19 protein-coding genes are annotated in these 23,936 nt (G+C 65.9%); 5 read left to right on the forward strand and 14 right to left on the reverse strand.

Going from position 1 to position 23,936, the window contains the following annotated elements:
• Window positions 1-19: 19 nt before the first annotated feature.
• Window positions 20-1,453 (reverse strand): DUF1254 domain-containing protein, encoded by a 1,434-nt coding sequence (locus NH14_RS00230; RefSeq protein ID WP_035530188.1) that lies wholly within the window; start codon window positions 1,451-1,453, stop codon window positions 20-22.
• Window positions 1,454-1,715: 262 nt separating this feature from the next.
• Here NH14_RS00230 and NH14_RS00235 point away from each other — a divergent pair, with 262 nt between their 5' ends.
• The gene (locus NH14_RS00235; RefSeq protein ID WP_035530320.1) at window positions 1,716-4,109 is read left to right on the forward strand and encodes a heavy metal translocating P-type ATPase; all 2,394 of its coding nucleotides are present in this window, start codon (window positions 1,716-1,718) and stop codon (window positions 4,107-4,109) included.
• A 50-nt stretch (window positions 4,110-4,159) separates the two neighbouring features.
• On the opposite strand, the gene metE is transcribed toward NH14_RS00235, so the two are convergent.
• The gene (metE, locus tag NH14_RS00240) at window positions 4,160-6,466 is read right to left on the reverse strand and encodes a 5-methyltetrahydropteroyltriglutamate--homocysteine S-methyltransferase (protein ID WP_035530186.1); all 2,307 of its coding nucleotides are present in this window, start codon (window positions 6,464-6,466) and stop codon (window positions 4,160-4,162) included.
• 136 nt (window positions 6,467-6,602) lie between these two features.
• Here metE and NH14_RS00245 point away from each other — a divergent pair, with 136 nt between their 5' ends.
• Window positions 6,603-7,514, forward strand: a complete 912-nt coding sequence (locus tag NH14_RS00245) for a LysR family transcriptional regulator (RefSeq protein ID WP_035530184.1) — start codon at window positions 6,603-6,605, stop codon at window positions 7,512-7,514.
• Between the two features lie 47 nt (window positions 7,515-7,561).
• Here NH14_RS00245 and NH14_RS00250 read toward each other — a convergent pair whose 3' ends face one another.
• From NH14_RS00250 to NH14_RS00270, 5 genes are all read right to left on the reverse strand, one after another.
• A complete protein-coding gene (locus NH14_RS00250; RefSeq protein ID WP_035530182.1) occupies window positions 7,562-8,239 on the reverse strand; it encodes a carbonic anhydrase in 678 nt (225 codons plus the stop codon).
• A 16-nt stretch (window positions 8,240-8,255) separates the two neighbouring features.
• Entirely contained in the window at window positions 8,256-9,569 is a 1,314-nt protein-coding gene (locus NH14_RS00255) for a DUF2254 domain-containing protein (protein WP_035530180.1), read from the reverse strand.
• A gap of 97 nt (window positions 9,570-9,666) precedes the next feature.
• Window positions 9,667-11,331, reverse strand: a complete 1,665-nt coding sequence (locus NH14_RS00260) for a Na+/H+ antiporter (protein ID WP_035530178.1) — start codon at window positions 11,329-11,331, stop codon at window positions 9,667-9,669.
• A 60-nt stretch (window positions 11,332-11,391) separates the two neighbouring features.
• Entirely contained in the window at window positions 11,392-12,072 is a 681-nt protein-coding gene (locus tag NH14_RS00265) for a VIT1/CCC1 transporter family protein (RefSeq protein ID WP_035530176.1), read from the reverse strand.
• Between the two features lie 214 nt (window positions 12,073-12,286).
• On the reverse strand, window positions 12,287-13,234 hold the full coding sequence (locus tag NH14_RS00270; protein ID WP_052148269.1) for a peptidylprolyl isomerase: 948 nt from the start codon (window positions 13,232-13,234) through the stop codon (window positions 12,287-12,289).
• A 494-nt stretch (window positions 13,235-13,728) separates the two neighbouring features.
• On the opposite strand from NH14_RS00270, the gene NH14_RS00275 reads away from it, so the two are divergent.
• Window positions 13,729-14,058 (forward strand): HypC/HybG/HupF family hydrogenase formation chaperone, encoded by a 330-nt coding sequence (locus NH14_RS00275; RefSeq protein ID WP_052148268.1) that lies wholly within the window; start codon window positions 13,729-13,731, stop codon window positions 14,056-14,058.
• 15 nt (window positions 14,059-14,073) lie between these two features.
• Here NH14_RS00275 and NH14_RS00280 read toward each other — a convergent pair whose 3' ends face one another.
• Complete coding sequence (locus NH14_RS00280; protein ID WP_052148285.1) at window positions 14,074-16,623, reverse strand: penicillin-binding protein 1A; 2,550 nt, start codon at window positions 16,621-16,623, stop codon at window positions 14,074-14,076.
• A 381-nt stretch (window positions 16,624-17,004) separates the two neighbouring features.
• On the opposite strand from NH14_RS00280, the gene NH14_RS00285 reads away from it, so the two are divergent.
• A complete protein-coding gene (locus NH14_RS00285) occupies window positions 17,005-18,165 on the forward strand; it encodes a porin (RefSeq protein WP_052148284.1) in 1,161 nt (386 codons plus the stop codon).
• Between the two features lie 12 nt (window positions 18,166-18,177).
• On the opposite strand, the gene NH14_RS00290 is transcribed toward NH14_RS00285, so the two are convergent.
• The 3 genes from NH14_RS00290 to NH14_RS00300 form a co-directional block, all read right to left on the reverse strand.
• Window positions 18,178-18,477 carry a hypothetical protein gene (locus NH14_RS00290; RefSeq protein ID WP_035530174.1) on the reverse strand — a complete coding sequence of 100 codons (300 nt, stop codon included), beginning with the start codon at window positions 18,475-18,477 and terminating at the stop codon, window positions 18,178-18,180.
• Window positions 18,478-18,636: 159 nt separating this feature from the next.
• A complete protein-coding gene (locus NH14_RS00295) occupies window positions 18,637-19,251 on the reverse strand; it encodes a flavin reductase family protein (RefSeq protein WP_035530172.1) in 615 nt (204 codons plus the stop codon).
• Window positions 19,252-19,719: 468 nt separating this feature from the next.
• A complete protein-coding gene (locus NH14_RS00300) occupies window positions 19,720-20,637 on the reverse strand; it encodes a DUF72 domain-containing protein (RefSeq protein WP_035530170.1) in 918 nt (305 codons plus the stop codon).
• Window positions 20,638-20,889: 252 nt separating this feature from the next.
• Between NH14_RS00300 and NH14_RS00305 the strand changes: the two genes are divergently transcribed.
• Window positions 20,890-21,327, forward strand: coding sequence for a hypothetical protein (locus tag NH14_RS00305; protein ID WP_035530167.1), 438 nt, complete (start codon window positions 20,890-20,892; stop codon window positions 21,325-21,327).
• Between the two features lie 697 nt (window positions 21,328-22,024).
• Here the strand turns inward: NH14_RS00305 and NH14_RS00310 are convergent.
• The 3 genes from NH14_RS00310 to NH14_RS00320 form a co-directional block, all read right to left on the reverse strand.
• Window positions 22,025-22,180 carry a hypothetical protein gene (locus NH14_RS00310; protein WP_167556505.1) on the reverse strand — a complete coding sequence of 52 codons (156 nt, stop codon included), beginning with the start codon at window positions 22,178-22,180 and terminating at the stop codon, window positions 22,025-22,027.
• 237 nt (window positions 22,181-22,417) lie between these two features.
• Window positions 22,418-23,533, reverse strand: coding sequence for a hypothetical protein (locus tag NH14_RS00315; protein WP_035530165.1), 1,116 nt, complete (start codon window positions 23,531-23,533; stop codon window positions 22,418-22,420).
• A 218-nt stretch (window positions 23,534-23,751) separates the two neighbouring features.
• Window positions 23,752-23,913, reverse strand: a complete 162-nt coding sequence (locus tag NH14_RS00320; RefSeq protein ID WP_407947109.1) for a hypothetical protein — start codon at window positions 23,911-23,913, stop codon at window positions 23,752-23,754.
• Window positions 23,914-23,936: the final 23 nt, after the last annotated feature.

Below are 23,936 nucleotides of genomic sequence, written 5' to 3' on the forward strand. Positions count from 1 at the left end.
CTATCGCTGCGCTAACCGCTTACTGGCGCTCGACCGCCGGCGGCTGCCAGGAGCCGTCCGTGACCTGGGGCTTCGGCGCGTACATGCGCAGCACGAGGCGGAAGTCGCCCTTGGGCACCGGCACCCAGTTGGCGCCGCCGCGCGGCCGCTCCGCGCTCACCAGCACGTCGAGCGAACCATCGCGGTTGCGCCGCGCGCCGTTGCGGTCGCCAAACGCGACGCGCACGGACGCGTCGCTGTCGAGCGCGCCCTCGGGCGTATAAGCCGTGATCGACCAGAAGCCGCGCACCGGCGGCAACTGCTTCGCGCTGAAATGGATCACGTAGCGGTTCGCACCGTTCAGCGTGTGGCCGTCGCTGTCCTGGGACACGCGGGCGCGCGCTTCGTCGCGGCTCGTGGGCAGGCCCGGCGACGCGTAAGCCGCGTAGGCGCGCAGCGCGTAGTCGGTGCCGTAATGGCCCGCGTCGTCGCCCACCCATAGCCAGCCGTTGCCGGCGAGCAGATTCGAAGGCGGCGCGGCGACGCGCGCGCGGCCGTTGGCGAAACCCGTGCTCACGCCGGCCGCATCCTTCGTCCCGGACGGCAGCTGCACCGGATCGCCGGGATGCACGCCGATGTCGCCGAGAATCTTGAGCGCGTGCGGGTCGTCGGGCGCCGGCGCGTTGTCCTCCAGCGCGAGCGCGAGGCGGCTGAAGAACCCGTTGGCGTCGAGCGCCGCAATCTGCGCGGCAGGCGCGCCTGCCGCGACGGGATCGCCGGCCAGGCCCGCGCCCGTTTGCGGGTCGGCCTGCGCGACGCGCTTGCCGCTCCCGTTCCATGCGGAGAGCGGCGCCACGCGGATGCCGCGCTGCACGCGGCGCGCGGCTGCGAGGTCGCCGCCGCCACGCGTCTCGATGCGCGCGACGAACCAGACGTAGCGCGTGGTCACGTCCACGCGCTTCGCACGCGCGGGCAGCGCGCCCTTCCAGCCCGCGTGCACGAACGCAATCGTTTGCGCCTTCAGACCGCTCACGCGCTCATTGCCTTTCGTCGCCGTCGACCAGAGCACGTTGGTCCACATGTCGACCGCGCGCGCATCCGCATAGCGGCCATGCGTGTCGGGCAGCGCAACGAGCACGGGCTCGCGGCTCACGTCGAGCCAGCCGGAGGAAGCCAGCGTGTCGAGATTGGGTTCGGGCGGCGTCGTGGCGCCGACCGGCGGCAGCGATTGCGCGTGGCGCAGCGTATTCGGCTCGGCCTGGCCGGGCGAGTTGCCGGTGGCGGCTTCGCGCGAGATGTCCATCAGCACGAGCGGATAACCGAATACATAGGAGTCGGACACTTCGTCCTTGACCCAGCCATTGCCCTTCGACCCGGCGCCCTGGGGCGCCGACGCGCATCCGGCAATGAGGGCGACACCGGCCAGCGCGGCCCAGGCGCGAAACAAAGGAATGGTGCGGCGTATTTTTTTCATTACTTGATTATGTGCGAAGCAGGCGGTCCATGAATTGACGTCGACCGGCTTCCGACGCTGCGCGCCGGCCCCCCGGGCCGCATTCCGATGCGCGCAGCATGGTGCCAATGCCGCCGAGTCGTATCGTATCGTCCGTATCCGCCCCTGACCAGTCTGCCGGATGGAATTCTGCCTTGCCGCGAGTGCTGTCCTTGACCTTCCCATGATGGGAACGTAGATACTGCGTAACATTGAATACTTATCGCGTTTGCGCGTCATCACCATGAACGATTCCCTCGTTGCAGAAACCGGCGAGCGTGCCGGGCGCCGTGTCGCCGAGCTCGAAATCCGCGGCATGACTTGCGCCTCGTGCGCCATGCGCGTCGAGAAGGCGCTCGCGAAGGTGCCCGGCGTCACGCGCGCGTCGGTCAATCTCGCCACCGAGAAGGCCACCGTCGAAACTCATGCCGAAGCGGGTGGGAACACACCCGAGGCGCTTGCGCTTCAGCTCGTGGCGGCCGTGGAAAAGGCCGGCTACGAGGCCACGCCGCTCGTCGATGACGCGCCCGCCGCCGCAACCGCCGGTTCCACCGAAATCCACGCCGCAGCCGACGCGGGCGCAACCGGCGCTGGCTCATCGCGCGCCGCAGCAGCGGACGCCGCCGCGCGCCGCGAACTGCGCGACGTGCTGATCGCCGCCGCGCTCACCGCGCCGCTCGTCATGCCGATGTTCGGCCACTGGCTCGGCTGGCACAGGATGCTGCCGGCCGCCGTGCAGCTCGTGCTCGCCTCCATCGTCCAGTTCGGCTTCGGCGCGCGCTTTTACCGCGCCGCCTGGAAGGCCGTGCGCGCGGGCGCCGGCAACATGGACCTGCTGGTGGCGCTCGGTACCACGGCGGCGTGGGGCGTGAGCGTCTACGCGATGCTCGCGCACCCCGGCGACGCAGCGCATCTGTACTTCGAGGCGTCGGCGGTCGTCATTACGCTGGTGCGCTTCGGCAAGTGGCTCGAAGCGCGCGCGAAGCGCCAGACCACGGACGCCATCCGCGCACTCAACGCGCTGCGCCCCGAGCGCGCGCGCATCCGCGAAAACGGCGTGGAGCGCGAAGTGCCGCTCGCGCAAGTGCGCGTGGGCGCCGTGGTCGTGGTGCGGCCGGGCGAGCGCGTGCCGACCGACGGCGTCGTGCTCGAAGGCCGCAGCCACGTCGACGAATCGCTCATCACCGGCGAAAGCCTGCCCGTGCCGAAGGCCCCCGAGGACCGTCTCACGGCCGGCTCGATCAACGGCGAAGGGCTGATGGCCGTGCGCACCACCGCCATCGGCGCGGAAACCACGCTCGCGCGCATCATCCGCCTCGTGGAAAGCGCCCAGGCCGAGAAGGCGCCGATCCAGCGTCTCGTCGACCGCGTGAGCGCCGTATTCGTGCCCGCGATCCTCGCGATTGCGGCGATCACGCTGGGCGGCTGGCTGCTCGCGGGCGCGAGCGCCGAAACCGCGATCCTCAACGCGGTGGCCGTGCTCGTGATCGCCTGCCCTTGCGCGCTCGGGCTCGCCACCCCGGCCGCGATCATGGCCGGCACCGGCGTGGCCGCGCGCCACGGCGTGCTGATCAAGGACGCCGAAGCGCTGGAAACGGCGCACGACGTGAGCATCGTGGCCTTCGACAAGACCGGCACGCTCACGCTCGGCCAACCCTCGCTCACGGCGTTCGAAACGGCCGGCGAGATCGAGCGCGCCGAGGCGCTCATGCTCGCCGCCGCCGTGCAACAGCACAGCGACCATCCGCTCGCGAAGGCCGTGGTGAAGACATTCAGCGCGGAAGCCGCGGGTGCCGGGGGGGATTCGAACGTGACGCTGCCCGCCGCCGCGCATGCGCGCGCGGTGCCCGGACGCGGCGTGGAAGCCGAAGTGAACGGCCGCTATCTAGCGATCGGCAGCGCGCGCTGGGTTTCGGAGCTCGAACTCGCCGTGCCGCCCGCGCTTGCGGCGTGCGCCCAGGTGCTCGAATCCGAAGGCAATACGGTGTCCTGGCTGATGGGCGCATCCGCGGGCGCGCCTGCGCAGACGCCGCGCGACGGGCAAGCCCATTCGACACTCGCGGTGCTCGCGCTGCTCGCCTTCGGCGACACGGTGAAGCCCACGGCGCGCGCAGCGGTGGCACGCCTGAAGTCGATGGGCATCCGCAGCGTGCTCGTGACCGGCGACAACGCGGGCAGCGCGCGCGCGGTGGCGGCGCAGCTCGGCATCGACGAGATTCACGCGCAGGTGCTGCCCGACGACAAGGCAAGCACGATCCGCGATCTGAAGATCCGCACGGGCGCGGTGGTCGCGATGGCGGGCGACGGCATCAACGACGCGCCCGCGCTGGCCGCCGCCGACATCGGCATCGCCATGGCCACCGGCACCGACGTCGCCATGCAGGCCGCGGGCGTCACGCTCATGCGCGGCGACCCCGCGCTCGTGGCCGCCGCCATCGATATCTCGCGGCGCACCTGGCGCAAGATCCAGCAGAACCTGTTCTGGGCGTTCTTCTACAACCTGATCGGGATTCCGCTCGCGGCGCTCGGGCTCCTGAATCCCATGCTCGCGGGCGCCGCCATGGCGTTTTCGAGCGTGAGCGTCGTGACCAACGCGCTGCTGCTGCGCACCTGGCGCGAGCGCCGCGAGACCGACTAAACGCCGCACGGCGGCCAGGTGCTGGCGCTGATGCTGATGCCTGTGCCGGCTTAGTGCGCCTGGCTGCGCAGCGCCCTGGCTGCCGCCACCATGTTGGTCAGCGCGGGAATCACTTCGGCCCACTGACGCGTCTTCAGGCCACAATCGGGATTCACCCACAGCCGCTGGGCCGGAATGCGTTCGGCCGCCTTCTGCATCAGTTGCACGATGTGCTCCTGCGTCGGGATGTTCGGCGAGTGGATGTCGTACACACCCGGGCCGATCTCATTCGGATACCTGAAGTTATCGAATGCGTCGAGCAGCTCCATGTCCGAGCGCGAGGTCTCGATCGTAATCACGTCGGCGTCCATATCGGCGATCGACGCGATGATGTCGTTGAACTCCGAATAGCACATATGCGTGTGGATCTGCGTTTCGTCGGCCACGCCATTCGCCGTGATGCGGAACGATTCCACCGTCCAGCGCAGATATTCGGGCCATTGCGCGCGGCGCAGCGGCAGCCCTTCGCGCAACGCGGCTTCGTCGATCTGGATCACGCGCACGCCGGCCTTTTCGAGGTCGAGCACTTCTTCGCGAATCGCCAGCGCGAGCTGGTAGCACGACACCGAACGCGGCTGGTCGTCGCGCACGAACGACCAGTTCAGGATCGTCACCGGGCCTGTGAGCATGCCCTTCATCGGCTTGTTCGTGAGCGATTGCGCGTAGGCGATCCACTCGACCGTCATCGCCTTGGGGCGGCTGATGTCGCCGAACAGAATGGGCGGCTTCACGCAGCGCGAGCCGTACGACTGCACCCAGCCGAACTGGCTGAACGCGTAGCCGTCGAGCTGCTCGCCGAAGTATTCGACCATGTCGTTGCGCTCGGCTTCGCCGTGCACGAGCACGTCGAGCCCCAGCACCTCCTGCTCGCGCACGCTGCGCTCGATCTCCTTGCGCATCGCGGCGCGATAGCCTGCGCCGTCGAGCGCGCCGCTCTTGTACTGGCTGCGCGCCTGGCGGATTTCGCCGGTCTGCGGAAACGAGCCGATCGTCGTGGTCGGGAACGCGGGCAACGCGAGCAGCGCGGCCTGCTTCGCGGCGCGTTCGGCATACGCGTGCTGGCGATTGCCGAGGTTCGCGTCAATGCGGGCAATCGCGGCCTTCACCGCCGGGTTGTTCACGCGCGGCGAATGACGGCGAGCGTCGATTGCGGCGGCGTTGGCGGCAAGCTCCGCGGCCACGGCGCTGCGGCCTTCGTTGAGCGCCGTCGCCAGCAGCTTCACTTCGTCGAGCTTTTGCAGCGCGAAAGCGAGCCATGAGCGGATCTCGGCGTCGAGCTTTTCCTCGCTCGCGAGATCGACCGGCACATGCAGCAGCGAGCACGACGGCGCAATCCACAGTCGGTCGCCCAGTTGCTGCGCAAGCGGCGCGAGCCATTCGAGCGCGGCGTTCAGGTCCGTCTTCCAGATGTTGCGGCCGTTGATCGCGCCCACCGACAGCACGCTCTGCGCGGGCAGCTTCTGCGCGGCCAGCGCGACCTCGGCGCGGGCATTGATCGCGTCGATATGCAGGCCGTCCACCGGAAGCTTGCATGCGAGGTCGAGGTTTTCCTGTAGTTGACCGAAATACGTCGCGAGCAGCAGCTTGACGCTGCGGTCTTCGAAGCCCTCGTAGGCCGTCACGAACGCCTCGCGCCACGCCGGATCGAGTTCCGTCGCGAGCACGGGCTCGTCGATCTGCACCCACTCGACCTCCATCACCTTGAAGTAGTCGAGCATCGCGCGGTACACGGGCATGATGCGGGGCAGCAGCGCGAGCTTGTCCGCGAGTTTGCCAACCCCGTCCTTGGCCTTGCCCAGCCACAGGTAGGTCAGCGGACCGATGATGACCGGCTTGGCCTTCACGCCCTGCGCCCGCGCTTCGCGCAGTTGCTCCGAGAGGCGCGAAAAGTCGAGATTGAACTTCGTGTCGGCCGTGAACTCGGGGACGATGTAGTGGTAGTTGGTGTCGAACCACTTCGTCATTTCGCCAGCGGCCACGCCGCCGCAGCATCCCGCGTGCTCTTGCGCGCCCGCGGCCGTTCGGCCGCGCGCGACGCGGAAGTAGTTGTCGAGCTTGTCGCCGTGAAAGCCCTGCACGCGCTCCGGCAGGTTGCCGAGCGTGAAGCTCATGTCGAGCACCTGGTCGTAGAACGCGAAGTCGCCGACCGGCACGAGGTCGAGCGCCTGCTGCTCCGCCCAGTGGCGCGCGCGCAATTCGGCGCCCAGCGCCTTCAGCTCGTCGCGCGAAAACTCGCCCTTCCAGTATTTTTCCAGGCCGAATTTCAGCTCGCGTTGTGCGCCGATGCGCGGAAAGCCGAGGTTGTGTGTCGTGACCATGTGCGCTGCCATCCGATGAAAAGTGCGGAAAAGCTTCCGAAGTGGGCGATGATAGGGCTTACTGACGATGAAGAAAAATGGCATTATTTCATTTATCCATTAGATTTTTTCATCTTTCGTCCAGTTATCCTTTCTCATGCTCGAGCGCGTCCACCTCGTCATCGTCCGTGAAGTCGCCCGCCAGGGCTCGCTCACCGCAGCCGCGGAGTCGCTTTTCCTCACGCAGTCGGCTCTGAGCCATACGGTCAAGAAAATCGAGCAGCAGCTCGGTACGCAGATCTGGGACCGCGAAGGCCGCAGTCTGCGGCTGACCCAGGCCGGGCACTATCTGCTGTCGCTCGCGGAGCGGCTGCTGCCGCAATTCGAACTCGCCGAAGAACGCATGAAGCAATACGCGGCGGGCGAGCGCGGCACGCTGCGCATCGGCATGGAATGCGCGCCGTGCTATCAATGGCTGCTCAAGGTGGTCCAACCATATCTGGCGCGCTGGCCCGATGTGGACGTCGATGTGAAGCAGCGGTTTCAGTTTGGCGGCATCGGCGCGCTGATCGGTTACGACGTCGACGTGCTGGTCACGCCGGATCCGCTCAACCGTCCCGGGCTGCGCTTCGAGCCGGTGTTCGACTACGAGCAGGTGCTGGTGGTCGCGGACAATCATCGGCTGGCGCGCGAGCGCTACGTGAAGCCGGAACAGCTGGTCAACGAAACGCTCATCACCTATCCCGTGGAGACCGACCGCCTCGACATCTACAACCAGTTCCTGCGTCCCGCCAGCATCGTGCCGCGCCGGCACAAGACGATCGAGACCACCGACATCATGCTGCAGATGGTCGCGAGCCAGCGCGGCGTGGCGGCGCTGCCGAGATGGCTTGCCGAGGAGTACGCGGACCGCATGCCGCTCGCGATCGTGAAGCTCGGCAAGCAGGGCATCGCCAAGCAGATTTTCCTCGGCACGCGCGAAGGCGACGCCGTGGTCGACTACCTGAGCTCATTCGTCGAATTCGCGCGCGAGTCGAACTGGCAGGCCGCGCGCGTGCGGGGCCGATGAGGGCGGGCCGGGCGCCCCAGCCTCACGCAGAAGCGCTTCGCGCGGCTTCAGCGCGCACGAGCGGCAAGGCGCGCAATCATCCGTTCCGCCATGGCGCGGTCGATGACTTCGAATGAGCGGCTCGAGCGCTCATAGGCATACATGTCGCCCGTCGCGATGTCGAACCACCAGCCGCTCAATACGAGCGCCCCGGCCGTGACCTGCTGGCGCACGATCGGATAGGTCATCAGATGCTCGAGCTGCACGAGCACGTTCAGTTGAGACAACTGATCGTGCGGTTTGAGCCTGCCATCGAGCGGCCCCTCCTGTTCGAGGCGAAACGCGGCATTGTTGGCGTGACACAGCCATTTATCGAGGTTCGGCGACTTCACCTTGGCGTTGCGCGAATACACGGATTTCATCGCGCCGCACTCGGAATGCCCGCACACGACGATATTCGCGACTTTCAGCACCAGCACGGCATACTCGATCGCGCTTGCCTCGGAAAGGTCGCCGGTCGAGACGCCGTCCGTGGTCGCCGGCGGTATTAGATTGCCGACGTTGCGCATCGTAAACAGATCGCCCGGATGCGTCGAGGCCAGCAGGTCCGGCACGACCCGGCTATCGGAGCACGTGACGAAAAGCGCATCGGGCGTCTGCGCGAGCGCCAGTTTGTTGAACTGCTCCGCGTAGTGGGGCAGCATTTTCTCGCGGAATTCGACGATACCCAGAATGAGTTTGCGCATGGCTCGTCTCCAGACCCTAGTGACCTGCTACCGAAGCCGCCGAACCGCCGAGCCCTTGCGAGTCGGGAATGCGTGCCAGCGCCACGTCCTCCGGAAACTCCTGCTTCGACAGGATCGCGCGATCGAGCAATGCCAGTTCGACGTACAACGCATCATGACGATGCTCCGGCAAACTCTGGATGAGGTTTTCGATCGCCGCGCGCAGACGCCGCGCAATCTGAATGCTGCCCGCGCCGCACTGCCGTATCTCGCGGAAACTGATGTGCACGAAATCTTCCCAGTTAGGCGTGCGCAAGATCACGCGCACCTGCCCCGAGCGGTCCACAATTTCTTCGATGCGCAACGACCGTTTTCCCACCAGCCGCAATAGCCGGTGCAACTGGTCGATTGCCAGGACCGCCGTGGTCGGATCGTTGATCGCCGCCGACAGCGCCTTCAACGCGATATCGACCAGGATGCGGAATGCGAACATGGGGTCCTGCTCCATCGTGCGCTCCGTCCCGAAGGCGACCAGCGTGCGCAACCTGCTGTCATCGATTGCACCAGCCTTCCCGTACACATAAAACAGTGGTTCGTCGACCGCGACGAAGTCGCCGACCTGAGGCGCGACTTCGATGATCGTGCGGGTGCGGCGCGCCTCGGCCACGAGCATTTTCAGATTCACCGCCAGCACGATGCCGGACCTGCCCTGCAAACGCACAATGCGATCGGGGTCGGCGCGCGCGCCATCGCGCTCGGGCGCGGCCACGACACCGCTGGACGGTGCGGGATAGACGCTGTCGACAACCGCGAGCCCTTGCTCCCCAATGCGAGCCACAAGGCTCACCGGGCGCAGGAATTTCGCGGCGTAGTCGATCAGGAAAAGAAACGCGACCACGGAAGCGAAGCCAAATAGTGCGGCGATGAACACCTGGAACTGATGCACCTGCTCCTCGCCCATCCAGCCCGCCGTTCTATTGGCAAACAGCAAGGTGAAAACGAACAATCCCGAAATGCTGCGGATGATGTTATCGCGCAGCAGCGTCGTGGCGATGATGCGCGGGGTGTATTGCCCGCCGGCCACCTGAATGGCGACGAGCAGCGAACCGAACGTGAACACCAGAAACGCGAGGTCGGCGGAAACGATATCGGCGAGCAAGGAGCGGGCTCCTGTCATCGACAGCCCGAAAAACCCCGTTTCCGGATCGAGGATGCCTTGCCGGATCATCCATCGTCCCACCATTTCGGTCAGCGGCTTCACCACGGCGTAGATCGCCACCGCGATAAGAGGCACGGTCCACAGCGAGGACCTGACGTAGCTTTTCAAGCTGTACCGGCGATTCCAGCCCATGCCTGCTCTCCCCTGAGCATTCACGTTGCAGCGCGCATCGGTCGAGCATCGCGATCGGCATGAACAGCAGGTCGCGGACCACGAAGGCGCCGTGCGGTCACGTCTCCGCAGGTTCGCGCGCGGTCAGCGCGGTTTCCGAAAAATCGACTTCCCGCATCAGCTTGCTCAACGTCTCGTCATTGATCTCGTGGGCGTTGCGCAGCTCCAGCAGCGCAGTGCGCTCGGCGCGTATTGCCGCCAGGCTGATCTGCATTTCCAGCGCTTCCACGCGGCGCATGTCGTCGGCGGAATTCCCTTCCCGGGTGAGCGTGGCAAGCCTGCGGCGATACAGGCCCATCACGCGTGCGGTCGCATCCGCGGCGAACGCCGTCGACGACTCGCCCGTATCCGCGGTGACGCTTCGATGAAGGTCGTCGATAGCGCGCATTGCGGCTTGCGCGGCGACCTTGCGCGCGTGCTGCTCTTCGCCCGCATGCGCATCGTGTCCGTGGCCCGCGCCGCGCAACAACTTCGGCAGCGCGAACACGGCCACCAGCAGCGACGTCAGGATCACACCGGAAGCGATAACGATCACGAGGTCGCGTGCCGGCAGCGGCTCCCCGCTGGACAACGCAACGGGAATCGACAGCACCCCGGCGAGCGTCAGCGCGCCGCGCACGCCAGCGACCGTCATGATCGTCACCGTGCGCAGCCCCGGTGCCGCGTTGATCACGCCGTGCCTCGCGGCGCCACGGCTGGCAAACCATTGCAGCAGCCAGACCCAGGCGAAGCGCATGGCATAGAGCGCGAGCGTGACTGCCAGCACGTAGCCGATCAGCCGCCACACGGCGCCATTGCCGGTCTCGTGAGCATCGAGCAGCGCCCCGCCGATGATGTGCGGAAACTGCAGCCCCAGCAGGATGAACACCATGCCGTTGAAGACGAACTCGACCATGGCCCAGGTGCTGTTCGCGTTCACGCGCGTCGATACCGAGCTGGCGCTGGTGAGGGTCACGTAGTTCATCATCATCCCGGCGGCCACCGCCGCGAGAATGCCCGAGCAATGGAAATGTTCGGCGAACAGATAGGCGGCGAACGGGATCAGCAGCGTCAGCACCACGCCGGAAGCCGGGTCGCCCCCGCGCGCCACGTTGCGCACGCGACGTATCACGATGGCGAACGACCAGCTCACCGCAGCGCCCAGCGCCAGGCCGCCGGCGGCGATGATCAGGAAGCTGATCGACGCTTCGCGCAGCGAGAACACGCCGGTCAGCGCGGCCGCGATCGCGAACTTCAGCGCGACGAGGCCGGAGGCGTCGTTCATCAGCGCTTCGCCTTCGAGAATGTGCATCAGCTGCGCGGGAATGCGGTTCTTGCCGGCAATGCCCGCCAGCGCGACGGCGTCGGTCGGCGACAGCACTGCGGCGAGCGCGAACGCAATGGGCAGCGAAACGGCCGGCACGAGCGCATGCACGAAGTAGCCGACCACGAGCACCGTCATGAACACGAGACCGAACGCGAGCGCCAGGATCGAACGGCGCCGCATGAAGAACTCGCGTTTCGGCGTGCGCCAGCCGTCCGCGAAGAGCAGCGGAGGAATGAAGAGCAGCAGGAACAGTTGAGGATCGAAGGTAACGGACAGACCGAACACGGGCCAGGCAAGGAAGGCGCCGATGGCGATCTGGACGAGCGGCAACGGCACCACGCCGTGCAGAAGCCGCACTACGACGCCCGAGACGGCGACCGCGAACAGCAGGATCAAGACCGTGAAAACGATATCCATAGGCGTCGTCGACCTTGAGAATTTGAACCTGCTTGAACAGTCGGACCGGTGAGGGAAAGATCAACCGCCCAGCTTGATGATGGCCATCGTCAGCAGAATGCCAAGCGCGACCATGGCGAGGCCGGCTTTCATCGCCCCTGCGCCGGTCGAGCGCCCCAGTGCAACGCCGGCGATGAAAAGCATCGCGAACGTGAGCACGCGCGAGGCGATGAGCGCCGTTGTCACGTCCTTGACGACGAGAAATGGCACCGCGACCGGAAATGTTCCCAGAACAACGAGGATAAAGATGCCCAGCGCGCCGACGAAATCGTCCAGCACAAAATTCGCCCGGGGCGGCAGCGTCGGAACGGCGGCGAAGCGCGCGCGGATGCGTTCGAGGTCGGCATCGTCGACGAATTGCGCAAGCTTCTCGGGCAATGCATCGCGCAACGCCCGTACGGCGCCCGCCGGGTCCTGCTCGCGCTTGACGGTCTGCGCCAGTTTCAGGCGCTGCCCTCGATCGATGAGCGTGCGCACGAGGTACATCACGGCGTCGGCGAGACCCCACGCGAGATTGCATCCGAGCGCGGCGAAGAACATCTTGTGCCCTTCATCCGCGCCCGCGGTCACCGCCTTGACGGCGCCGACGAATGTCAGCGCCATGAACAGGCCAAAACATATTTCGCAAACCCGGTCGACCGTGTTGAGGACCGGTTGACGCCGTTCGGGTTCGGCGTGACCTGCCGGCATAATCGTGCTCATAGGGCCTCGGCTCAAGGTAAGGAACGAGACTTCGCGATCGCTATCAACTCGGGCTGCTGGTACGAGCAGTATATGAAAAGCGCTGACAGTCTGGTTCCCTTATTTTGTCGGATGGGTACGCCCGAGCGGCGCAGATGTTTGCAAGCCCCCATGCAAAAAAGCCGGACGTCGCGTCATGCGCCGTCCGGCTTTTTTGATCGGCCCGCGCGGGGCGTTACTGCACGATGGTCGCGCTCTGCACCAGCGACTTCACGAGCTTCGCGGCGCCCGCATCCATGGACTCCGCGATCATCTGGCGGCGGATCTCATCCTTCACGGTGTCGAACGACGGCACGCTCATGGCGCGCTTGTCTTCGAGCCTGACGACCACCCACGCCTGGCCCGATTGCAGCGGCTGCTGCACCACACCGCCCACCGGCAGCTTCGCCAGCGCGCGCGCCACTTCCACCGGCACGCCGCGCGTCTTGCCCTCGACCACCGGCGTCTTGAAGCTCACCCACGGCATTTCGCCGCCGTTTTCCTTCGAGGGGACGATGCTGAACTGGCGCGCGAGCGCGTCGAACGGCTTGCCGGCCTTCACCTGCGCAATCACGTTCATGGCCACGGCCCGATCGGCCAGCACGATGAACTGCGGCTTGTACTCGTATTTGCCGAGTTCGGCGTTCACGCTGTTGTAGCGCGCCCGAATCTGGCGCTCGGTCGGCTCCTGCACATGCACGTTGTCCTGCAGCCAGGACTGGATCTCGACGTCCACCTTCTGGGCGTCGCTCGCCTGCAGCACCTCGGGGCGCTGGTCATAGTGCGCGCGCGCCGCCTGCTGGCGCACCACTTCGCGGATGATCAACTGCTGCTTGAGCGCCGCGCGCAACTGGGGCGTATCGACGTCGTTGCCGCGGCTCACCGCCGTGCTCACCGCGCTGTCCAGCGCGGACTGCGGAATCGCCACGCCGTTGACCACGGCGATCGCTCCGGCGGGCACGCCCGGGGAAGTCGATGCAGGCGCCGGCGCGGATGCGGGCGCGAGCGAAAGCGCCGGCGGCGGCGCAGGTGTCGCGACGACGTCGGATGGGAGCGGCTGGGCCTGCACGAGGCCCGGCAGCGCCGCGCCCAGCGCGACCAGGACGAAAGTGCTCTTGCGCAGCGTGCAAATCAGGTGGGACATGCGGGACATCTCGATTCACTCCAATGGGTCAGGCCGGCTGGCCCGCCGCGCATTATCGCCTGCTTGAGCCAAAAAACCGAAACGCCGCAATCTAGCGGATGTTTCGACAGGAGACCGTCAATTCTTGTCAAAATCGCGGATATTCAAACCCGGCCTTGACGCAACTCAGCACAAAAATCGGCCCGCTTCGTGGCCGCCACGACAATTCGCTTCAAGATCAATGCCTTGGCGCAAATGCGGACAGGTTGTCCACAGCCCTTTCCACGAAAACTGGGGATAACCGGCCGCGCCCAAGGTGGCTTGTGCGGAGTCAATCGCCGAGTTGCCGCATGGCGGCGGCGCAATGAGACGCTGCTACCGTGCGCCGTCGCTCCTGGCCGACAAGCCGCAGATTCACCGTATTCAGGATTGCCATGACCCGATTCACTCGTTCCCACGCGTTTTCCCCTGCCTCTGCCACTCGCACGCGGCAACCATCGAAGGCCGAACGGCCGATGCCGATCGGCCTGCCTGCCCGCATCGTCTGCGCGGAGGGCCTGGCCGCCCAGGCCGTGACGCGCCACGGCGCCTGCGCCATCGATCTCGCGTGCACCGGCTCGCTGCCGGCCGGCGCCTGGGTGCTCGCGTTTCGCGGCGTGGCGCGCGCGGTCATCGACGCCGAACGCGCCCGCGACATCGACGTGGCGCTCGATGCGCTCGAAGCCATCGCCAGTGGCGAGCTCGACGGCGCACATGCGTCGCTGGGGCTCGCACATTACTTCGCGGCTGTGAATCGGCACGGCGGCGCTAACCGTTCCGTTCGAGAGCGCGCTCGCGAACGGTAAGCGCCGCGCGCCCGGTTAGTTGCCCTGCGGCTGCGTCGGCGGGGTGTATTGCGCGCCCGCGCCGTTCCCGGCAGCGGAATCGTCGGGCGTGGGCGTCGGCGCGAGCGTCGGCTCTTGCGGCGTCTGCTGGGGCGCCTGCTCCTGATGCGCGGGCTGCGCCACCGAAGCGCCGCCGCTACCGGAAGCGCCCAGCACCGGCGGTTGGCCGAACATGCGCGCGATATCGGGCGGCACGGTAGCCGCCGACGCGCCCGATGCAGCCGCCGAAGCCCCCGACGCAGCTGCCGCGCCCGCTGGCGCGACGCCGCTCGAAGGCGGCACTTCGGCTGGTTCAGACGCCGGCGCGACAACGGGCCCGCCCGCTCGCGTCGCCGGCGCATGAGCCGGCGCGCGCGGCGCAACGGCGGGCGTCTTCGAAGCGAACAGGCCGTCCATCCACGTCTTGAGCCGATCGCGGAAGGTTTCGAACGCGCCGGGCTGGACTTCGGTGTCGAAGCGCGCGCGCGGATCGACGATGCGCGCACGGAACGCACGCGAGAAGAAGTCGCCGACGATCGGCAGGGCGCTGCGCGCGCCCTCGGTCTGAAGCGTGACGCGCCCGTCGTCGAAGCCCACCCATGCGCCCGCCACGAGCTGCGGGTCCATCAGGATGAACCAGCCGTCCGCGTTGTCCTGGGTCGTGCCGGTCTTGCCGGCCACGTCGGCGCGAATGCCAAAGCGCGTGCGGATGCTCGCGCCCGTGCCGCGATTCACGACGTCGCGCATCGTGTCGAGCAGCGTGCGATCCGCCGAGGCCGACAGCGCGCGCTCGGGCGAAGCGCTCGCGAATTCGGCGAGCACTTCGCCCTTGCTGTCCTCGATGCGGGTGACCATGCGCGGCTCCATGTATTCGCCATCGTTGGCGATGGTGCTGTACGCCGACACCATCTCCTTCAACGTGACCGGGCTCGTGCCGAGCGCGAGCGACGGCACCGGCTTCAGCTCGCTGTCACGCACGCCCATCGCGCGCGCGAGGCGCGCGACCTTGTCCGGGCCGACTGCCTGCATCACTTGCGCCGTGATGCGGTTGCGCGAGAACGCGAGCGCGTCGCGCAGCGACATCGGCTTGTTGCTGGGCGGAGTTTCGTCGTTGGGACGCCAGATCTCGCCGCCTTCGAGCGGCATTTCCACGGCCTGATCGACGATCGTGTCTGTGGGTCTGGCGCCGTTCGCGAACGCCGCGCCATAGACGAACGCCTTGAACGTCGAACCCGGCTGGCGGCGCGCCTGCTGCACGTGATCGAACGGCTCGCCGGCGAAATCGCGGCTGCCTACCCACGCCTTGATCTGCCCATTGCGCGGATCGATCGCGAGGAAGCCCGCCTGCACCGTGGTCTTGTCCTTGCACAGCGCGCGCATGAAAGTGCGGTCGGCGGCGAGCTTCTTGAGGGCGTCTTCGTCGCTTGCGCCACCATCGCGCGCGCTCTTGTAATCGGACGTCTCGCGCATGAAGGTCTTGAACAGGTCGTTGCTCATGGTGCAGCCGTCGCGCCCGCTCCATGCGCCGTTCGCGCTGCCCTGCAACTGATTGGCGTGCTGCTTGAGCGCGGCGGTGGCCATCGCCTGCAGACGCGAATCGATGGTTGTTCGCACAACCAGACCATCGGAGTAGATGTTGTAGTCGTTGCGGTCGGCCCACGCGATCAGCCACTTGCGCAGCTGCTGCGCGAAATGCGGCGCGGGACCGGGCGGCTCGGTCTGCCGCTCGAAGTCCAAACGCAGCGGCTTCTTCGAGAGCGTTGCGTACTGCGCGTCGGTGAGCTTTCCGTACTTCACCATCTGGCCGAGCACAGTGTTGCGCCGCGCGAGCGCGCGCTCGGGATTGATCACCGGGTTGTAGTAGGCGTTGCCCTTGAGCATGCCGGTGAGCGTCGCGGCCTGCAGCACGGTCAGTTGATCGGCGGAAACGCCGAAGTACGTGCGCGCCGCCATCTCGATGCCGAACGCGTTGTAGAGGAACGGCACCGTGTTCAGATACGTTTCGAGAATCTGCGGCTTGCTATAGACGGCCTCGATCTTGAACGCGGTGATCGCCTCCTTGATCTTGCGCGTGAGCGTGGGGGCGCGGCCGATCTCGTCGGGGTAGAGATTGCGCGCGAGCTGCTGCGTGATGGTCGAGCCGCCCTGGCGGTCGCCCGAGAACGTATGCAGCGCCGCGCCCGCCGTGCGCTTGAAGTCGATGCCGTGGTGCTCGTAAAAGCGATGGTCCTCGGTCGAAACAAGCGCATCGACCATGTGCGGCGAGATCTGCGAAAGCGGCACCCACTCGCGGTTCGAGGGCTTGAATTCGGCGAGCAGCTTGCCGTCGGCGGAAAGAATCTGCGCGGGCTGATCCACGCGTGCCTTGCGGATGTCGCCGATGCCGGGCGTGAACGGAATCAGCACGATCACGTAGAGCACGAGCGCCGCGGGCAGCGCGCCGATAGCGATGAGAATGCCGCGCCGGGTGGGATGGCGCAGATGATGTAGCCCCTTGCCGAGCCACGGACGCACGAGCGCGCAAAGGCGCGACGCGAGGGGCTGCAGGCGGGAGGACCATTTCGCGGCTTGAGCGCGGATGAACGACACGGAACGCTTCACGCGGGGCTTCAGGATCGGCTGGCAAAGCGTGCATCGTACCAAAAGTGCCGGGCGTGGCTTTTATCGAGCCGGTGGCCGCGCGAATCTCTCCACCGCCGCTCCACTGCAGCCCCACTGCCGCGCTTCATGACACCACGATGAAAAATTCCTTCCGGCGCGCGGAAGAATCTTCTCCAGTCACAACCGATTTTCCGGCGGCCGCCGATCCCTACACTCCTGACGCTGCTTGCCGGCCTTCGCCAGCGGCAGGCCTTTTCCAAACGCTACGAGAACACCGTATCAGGAGCTTCACACGTGAAAAAGAACGTCCCCCCGCTCGCCACCGCATTGACCACCACCGTTACCAGCGCCGTCTTGCTCACCGGCGCGCTCGCCCCCGGCGTCGCGCACGCGCAAAGCTCGGTCACGCTCTACGGCCTGATCGACGCCGGCATCATGTACACCAACAACGTGGCCGGTTCGGGCGGCAAGGCGGGCGGCGCGCTCTGGCAGGCGACCAGCGGCAACATCAACGGCAGCCGCTTCGGCCTGCGCGGCGGCGAGGACCTCGGCGGCGGCATGCGCGCCGTGTTCGTGCTCGAAAACGGTTTCAATGTGCAGAACGGCAAGCTCGGCCAGGACGGCCGCATGTTCGGCCGCCAGGCTTACGTGGGCCTCGCGAGCGACCAGTTCGGCACGCTCACGCTGGGCCGCCAGTACGACTCGCTCGTGGACTTCGTCGCGCCGCTCTCGGCCACGGCGGGCACCTTCGGCGACACTGGCTTCGCGCATCCGTTCGACAACGACAACCTCAACCACTCGCTGCGCATCAGCAACGCCGTCAAGTACACGAGCAACAGCTATGGCGGCTTCAAGTTCGGCGCACTGTACGCGTTCTCGAACCAGCCCGACTTCGCGGCCAACCGCGCCTACAGCTTCGGCGCGAGCTACAACAACGGCCCGCTCTCCGTGGCCGCCGGCTATCTGCAGATGAACGGCACGCAAGGCGCGAACGCGAGCAGCCCGGGCGCGGTGGATCTTGCCGAATCGGCGGCCAACGGCAAGGGCGGTTTCTCGCTCGGCGCACAGCGGCTGCGCTCCTTCGGCGGCGGCCTGAACTACAGCTTCGGCCCGGCCACGGCGGGCTTCGTGTTCACGCGCAGCGAGTATGCGGGCACGAATGCATTCGGCTCGCACGGCGGCGACATGAGCTTCAACAACTACGAAGTGAACGGCAAGTATCAATTGAACCCGGCCTGGAGCCTCGGCCTCGCCTATACCTATACCGACGGCCACGTGGACCGCACGGCCTGGGGCACCGACCCGAAGTGGCAACAGGTGAATGCGCAGGTGGTGTATCGCCTCTCGAAGCGCACCGACCTCTACGGCGAAGCGATGTACCAGCACGCCACCGGCCACAACTACGTGGCGTTCATCAACACGGCGGGCGGCGCTTCGTCGACGGCGAACCAGGTGGTGGGCACCGTGGGGCTGCGCGCGCGCTTCTGACGACGCGCGGCGCTAACCGAGGACGAGCGACAGCGCGATCGCGATCCAGACGGCGCACGCGCCCATAAGGAAGCAGCGGCGCGCGAGCAGGAAACGCGACTCGTCGCCGGGCTTCGCGGGTGAGGTGGCGAGCCAGGGCACGCCGCCGAGACACGCGAAGCCCGCCAGCGCGAGCACGATGATCACGCGGTCGCCTAAGCGCCATGGCACTGGCTCATGCAGACCCCAGTAGCCAAGAAAGATCATGCCGATGGAAAACATCGTCGATGCGGCCGAGCTGAGCGCCACGACCGATCCGGTTGGAGATTGCATGGACTGCCTCCTCTCGCGCGCCGCGCGCTGGGTGGGTCGCTGGGTGGGTCGCTGCGTGGGTCGCTGCGCGGGTCACTGTACAAGTCATTCGCAGCCGATTTGCGGGCCATTATCGGCGCGCAAGCCGGCAGCGGCCACGCGGCCGGAAGCGGCATGCAATCAGGCGCTGGGCCGCACCATCTGGAACATCTCGCCGATCTGCGCGTAGTCCGCGCGATAGCCCGCGCGCATGATGGGCTGCGCGGCATGGGTGTCGAACAACCCATCCTTCAGATACTGCTGCTGGATATGCACGCCCACGACCTGGCCGAGCGCGAGCCAATTGTTCATGGGCGAGCCATCGAGCGCATTGAGCCGCACGATCTGCAACAGCTTGCATTCGAGCGCGGCCGGCGCCTCGGCCACGTGCGGCACCGCCACGTTGCGGCCCGATGCGGGCGTGAGACCCGCCAGTGCGAACTCGTCGACATCGGCGGCGACGGGCGCGGAACTCCGGTTCATCTGCGCGGCCAGCGGACGCGACGCGAGATTCCAGACGAACTCGCCGGTTGCCTCGATATTGGCGATGCTGTCCTTTCGGCCTTCGCTGCAAAAACCGATCACTGCCGGCGACGTAGCGAACGCGCCAAAGAAGCTGTACGGCGCGAGGTTCAGCACGCCTTGCGCGGAACGGCTCGAGATCCAGCCGATCAGGCGCGGCGCGACGATCGCCTTGAACGGGTCGTGCGGCAGGCCGTGGCCGTTGGCGGGATCGTAGAAGTATGTGTCGGGCATGGTGAGCGATGGAGGTTATTGCGGCTCACACTATGGCACGGGAAAGCGCTGACGTGGCATGGGTGCTTATCCACAGATTTTGTTGGCAAGTCCGTGGACAACTCGTGCCCAACCGACCTAAGCCCTTGGCGCACAAGGTTTTCCGGGCGATGCGCGGGGGAAGGTCCGTTCCCCGCGCGGCCCCAAACAGCCATTTCCCCCGCGTTTCACCACACGTTGCGCTGAGGGGAAACTGGCGCTCCCCCACACCCAGCAGGAACAGATCGAAAACAGACTTGCTGGCATCCTGGAGTTCGATGACGGCTATCCAGACCGCAAATTGTGTAACGGACTGACACCTTAGTGTTCGTCATCAGCTGCGCCGCGTCGCGGAGGACAGATTGGCGTCGGTGAAACGTAGACGGTCGAGCATGTTATAGGCGAACTGGCGGTTGCTCGCACCACCAATGTGCATCAGTTCGCTTGCCCCTACTCCGCCTCGCTCGTGATACCCATGCCCGCGAAAATGGCAATCAGCTTGCGCGCATTCCGCTGGCCCTGGTCCTCATAGTTGTTGTTGAACACCACATGCACGATGGCGACGAGCCTGGCGATTTCGATAATGCGGGTGGCGAGTTCGCCCAGCTCGTCGTCCGGGTAGTCGTAGTTGAACCGGTCGCTGGCCGCTGTCGCCCCCTTGACGTTCCATGTTTCCGCGTTGCGGCCGTGGAGTCGCACAATCGCGAGTTTCGGCGACGTGGTTTCCCATACCGTGTGCGCGCGGTTGGAAACACCTTCGGGCGCGTCCATGACGACATGCACGACGCCGCGCTCGCGTTCCATCGCAAGCGTTGAATCGCGGTTTTTTTCGTCAAACCAGGTCTTGTTGCGGAATTCGAAGGCCGTCAGGTAATCGCGGGCACGGTCTGCACAGTGCTGGACATGCGCCGCGTCGGCGGGCGCCGTAGTCAGCCACGGGGCGAACTGGAACAGGATGGCGCCCAGCTTGCCCGCCGCGCGCAGGGGTTCGATGGCCTCAAAGTACCGTCGCCAGAGTTCATCAAGGACGTCCGGGGGCACGTCGCGATAGTACAGATTCTTTTTGCCGGTCTCGGGCAGCGCGAACTGCATATCTTTCGGAAAGCTCTCCCGCCCTGTCTGATGACCCGTAAAGAGCCTGAACGCTTTGATGTTGAATGTGAAACCGGGTGGCGTGCGTTCGGCCCATAGCGCCGAATTGGACCTGCTCGGCATGGCGTAGTAGCTCGAATCGACCTCGACCAGCGGAAACTGGCTGGCGTAGTAACGCAGCCGCGCCTCGGCGCTCGTACAGCCTGGCGGATAGAACCGCTTCGACCCAATCAACGTCTTGTCCGTCCACGATGCCGTGCCGACCTTGATCCGCATGATTCACCCCCAATTGGAGAACTCACGTAGCTCTGCGACACCGGTATTTTGCGACAGGTGCATCGTGACGCGACCGGAATGTGTTGCGACAGACTCTACGGATCGTCACGAGGCTGCAGCCACCCGCCCATATGCCCCATAGCAGTACCAGGATTCGCATGGGATTCTCCCGCACACAATGGCACGGGAGATAGCACAATATGGACTACTTGACAATAAATCCGCTTCGCGTCACCAGCGAGTGCTGCGTTCGTGGCGAAGCCACATCGCCAACACGATGCTAGTGGCACCTGCGAGAAGATTGATCCCGATGGACCAGTCGGCACGGGTACCCGTGCCGACCTCGTTCTCGACCGTTACCGGTGTGCGCGCCTGTGGCGTGTCACCGACCGCATCGGCAGGCACACGGTCGAACAGACGCTCCAGAACTCGTACCGGCAATATCACTCGATCCTCGACCCGCGCGATGCTCAGCTCGTGGCAGACTCGGGCATCGATCTGGGCGTGTCCATCACAAAGCACAAGACCGATGTCCTCGTCGCGTGGATACGGGACCTGCTGCTGAACAGCGCCGATGCACCGTTCGTGGTGGAGCCGACACCGATCGCGGAGCTGTCGCCCGCTGGCAAGGCCCAAGTCGTACAGCAGGTGAAAAACCCCGACAAACTGATGATCGGCTCCATCATGTGAGGGCTGGACGAGTCCGTTGACGTGATCCGCCACTTCGGTCTGCTGTCGGGCCGCGAGCTGCGCCCACACAGCACACGTTTCGTCGGAATGCTACAACCGGACGAAAACCTTGCGCCGACATCTAACTTGTTGAATTCAAACAGAGTGTATGTTTGTGGGCCTTGTGCGCTGCGGGCAGGGTTTGTCCACAGATTTCGTGCATAGCCCTGTGGACAAGCTCTGGGCGATTCACGCAAGTGCCTGTCGCCAAAGGGAAAGCGCCCCATGCATGCGTGCCTGCCGCATGTGCCCGGCATATGAACCCAATACAGGAATACCACTCACGCGTTCCACTATGCCAACACATTTGCGTCGCTTATGAAGCGGCATCGCAGATCAAGCGTGTCTCCCGCGTACGGCCAAGCGCCGGTCCAAATGTAAACCTGCTCCTGAAGACCCCTGAGATGATCGCCTCAGCCGAAAGCGAGGATGGAGGTGGTGGACAAAGACGGACGATCTGCCTTCCCTGCGCGAACCATTCCGAACGGGCAACGGTTGAACAACCCATTGCTTGAGAAATAAAGCCAATAGCAGGTCCAGACGCAACAAAGCCGGTTCTCTTGCGAGAACCGGCTTTGTTCGATCTCACGACTGCTGGGGCGATACCCGAGCGGCGCATGGGCTGCGCCGCTACCCCGCCGGCAGCACTGCGGCGAAATTAGTCGCGCGGCAGGTGGAACGGCTTGTAGTGCGAGCGGCGGATGCGTTCTGCTTCGCGATGACGCGCTGCATACGAGTATTCGGCATCCATCGGCAGGTACGGCGACGCGAAGAGATCGTTCACCTTTTGAAGAATTGCAAGGATAAAGCTCATGGCGACTCCCGGTTAGACATGAATCTAGGGTTTTCCCTAGGAATGAGTCGATTATAGGGTTTTCCCTAGCTGAACGCCAGTGCGGTGCAGCAAGAAATCTGCGGCGTCGTGTCGCGGCGTGGCGGCGGGCGGCCCTGCGTTGTATCAACACAACGCATGGATAACCCAAGATCTCCCCTCTCCCTTGGGGAGAGGGGCCCGGGGGAGAGGGGGGAGGAAGCCAGAGTGAGAGCGGCGTCAGTTTTTTGCCGCTGCCTGGCGAGTGGCCGACTGCGTGTGCGTCCTGGACGACTTGCTGCCTGCCGTATGCGCGGCGGTCTTTTCCGTCGATTTCTGCGTTTTGGCGGTGCGTTCGGGACGGCGCGGCGGCGTCGGGCTCTCCGGCTCCCGGGCTGCGCCCGTCGGTGCGGTTGCCGGCGCCGTTGCCGCCGCAGCGGGCGCGACGGCGGTCAACGCGGCAAGGCGCGACGCCAAGTTGTCGAGCGCGGTCTGCTGGTTCTGCATCAGCACGTCCAGACGTTGCTGCTGCGCGGTCGCGTCGGCCGAAAGGCTCGCGAGCAGCAGAGTCTGGGCGATCGCCACGCCCGCCGTCACCACGAGCGCGGCAACGGCGGCGCTCAACATCCATTTTGTTCTGCGCGTCTGGGCCGCCGTTTGCGCCGAAATCGCCGCGACGATTTCGGCCGGGAGCGCCGCCGTGGCGCGCTCGGGCGCCTGGCTGTGAACCACCGGGCCAACGTCTGCGGCATGCACCGCCGAAATCATGCGCGCCGTGTTGCCGGTGGCGCTGGTAGGCGCGTAGGAATGGCCGCTCGCGAGCGCGCCGGCCAGGGGTTCGGGCGATGGTTCGGGCGATGGTTCGGGCTGCTTCGGCGCAGCCGGCGTTGCGGGTTGCGGCGAAGCGTCAGCCTGGGTGGCCGCCAAAGCGACGATGGTCGCCATCGCCTCGCCCTGCCTCTGCGTGTCCGTCAGATCGGATGCCGGAACGGCCGAGGCTTGCGTGCCTGCTGGCTCATGCGGCTCCGGCGCATCCGTCCCGGCTGCGACAGCGGGCTCCGGCGCCTCGTCCTGCGCGCGGGCCGTTACCGGATCGCCCGAATCGTTCGGCTTGCCGTCGGCGCTTACGGCGTCCGCCGTCGGCTCGGCCGCTTTCTCGTGCGCCGGCGCAGCTTGACTGTCGTACGCCGCGCCAGCCGCTTCGTGTTCGAGCGCCGGCTCAGTCTCCTTATCAAAAAGATCGAGCATCGGCGCGCCCGCCTGGGCATCCGCCGGCTGTGCGGCGTCGGTATCGGCGGAAGGCGCCGGCGAGCGACGCCGGGACGACGCGCTGCGTGCGGCGCGTCCGGTATTCAAGGGTGCGTGTTCTACGTGTTCGGCCATGGATCGACGATGAGACTCGCTTCTGGTGAACTCGCGTCGCACGTCGGTCACGCCTGGCCGCAGCGTGACCGCCGCGCTCCGCTCCTTGGGCGCGCGCCCTTGAAACCCCAAAGTCGCGCGCCGCTGGTCAGGCATATTAGCGGCAAACGTTTGACCTGAGAGCCCCCCGAATGCGAACCACGCATGACGCATCAACCTTGTCCGTCATCCTCGCGAAATTCCTTGACGACAGATAGACGCCGCAATGCCGTGCAGATCGCCTCGTACTCCATCGACGAGACGCGGCTCAGCACGATCATCACTTCGTCGAGTTCGGACGAATCGTCGCTCTGCTGCACCACGAACTGCTTCACACGTGGGCTGGACGTGCCCAGCG

The organism is Paraburkholderia sacchari, assembly GCF_000785435.2.
Lineage (GTDB): Bacteria > Pseudomonadota > Gammaproteobacteria > Burkholderiales > Burkholderiaceae > Paraburkholderia > Paraburkholderia sacchari.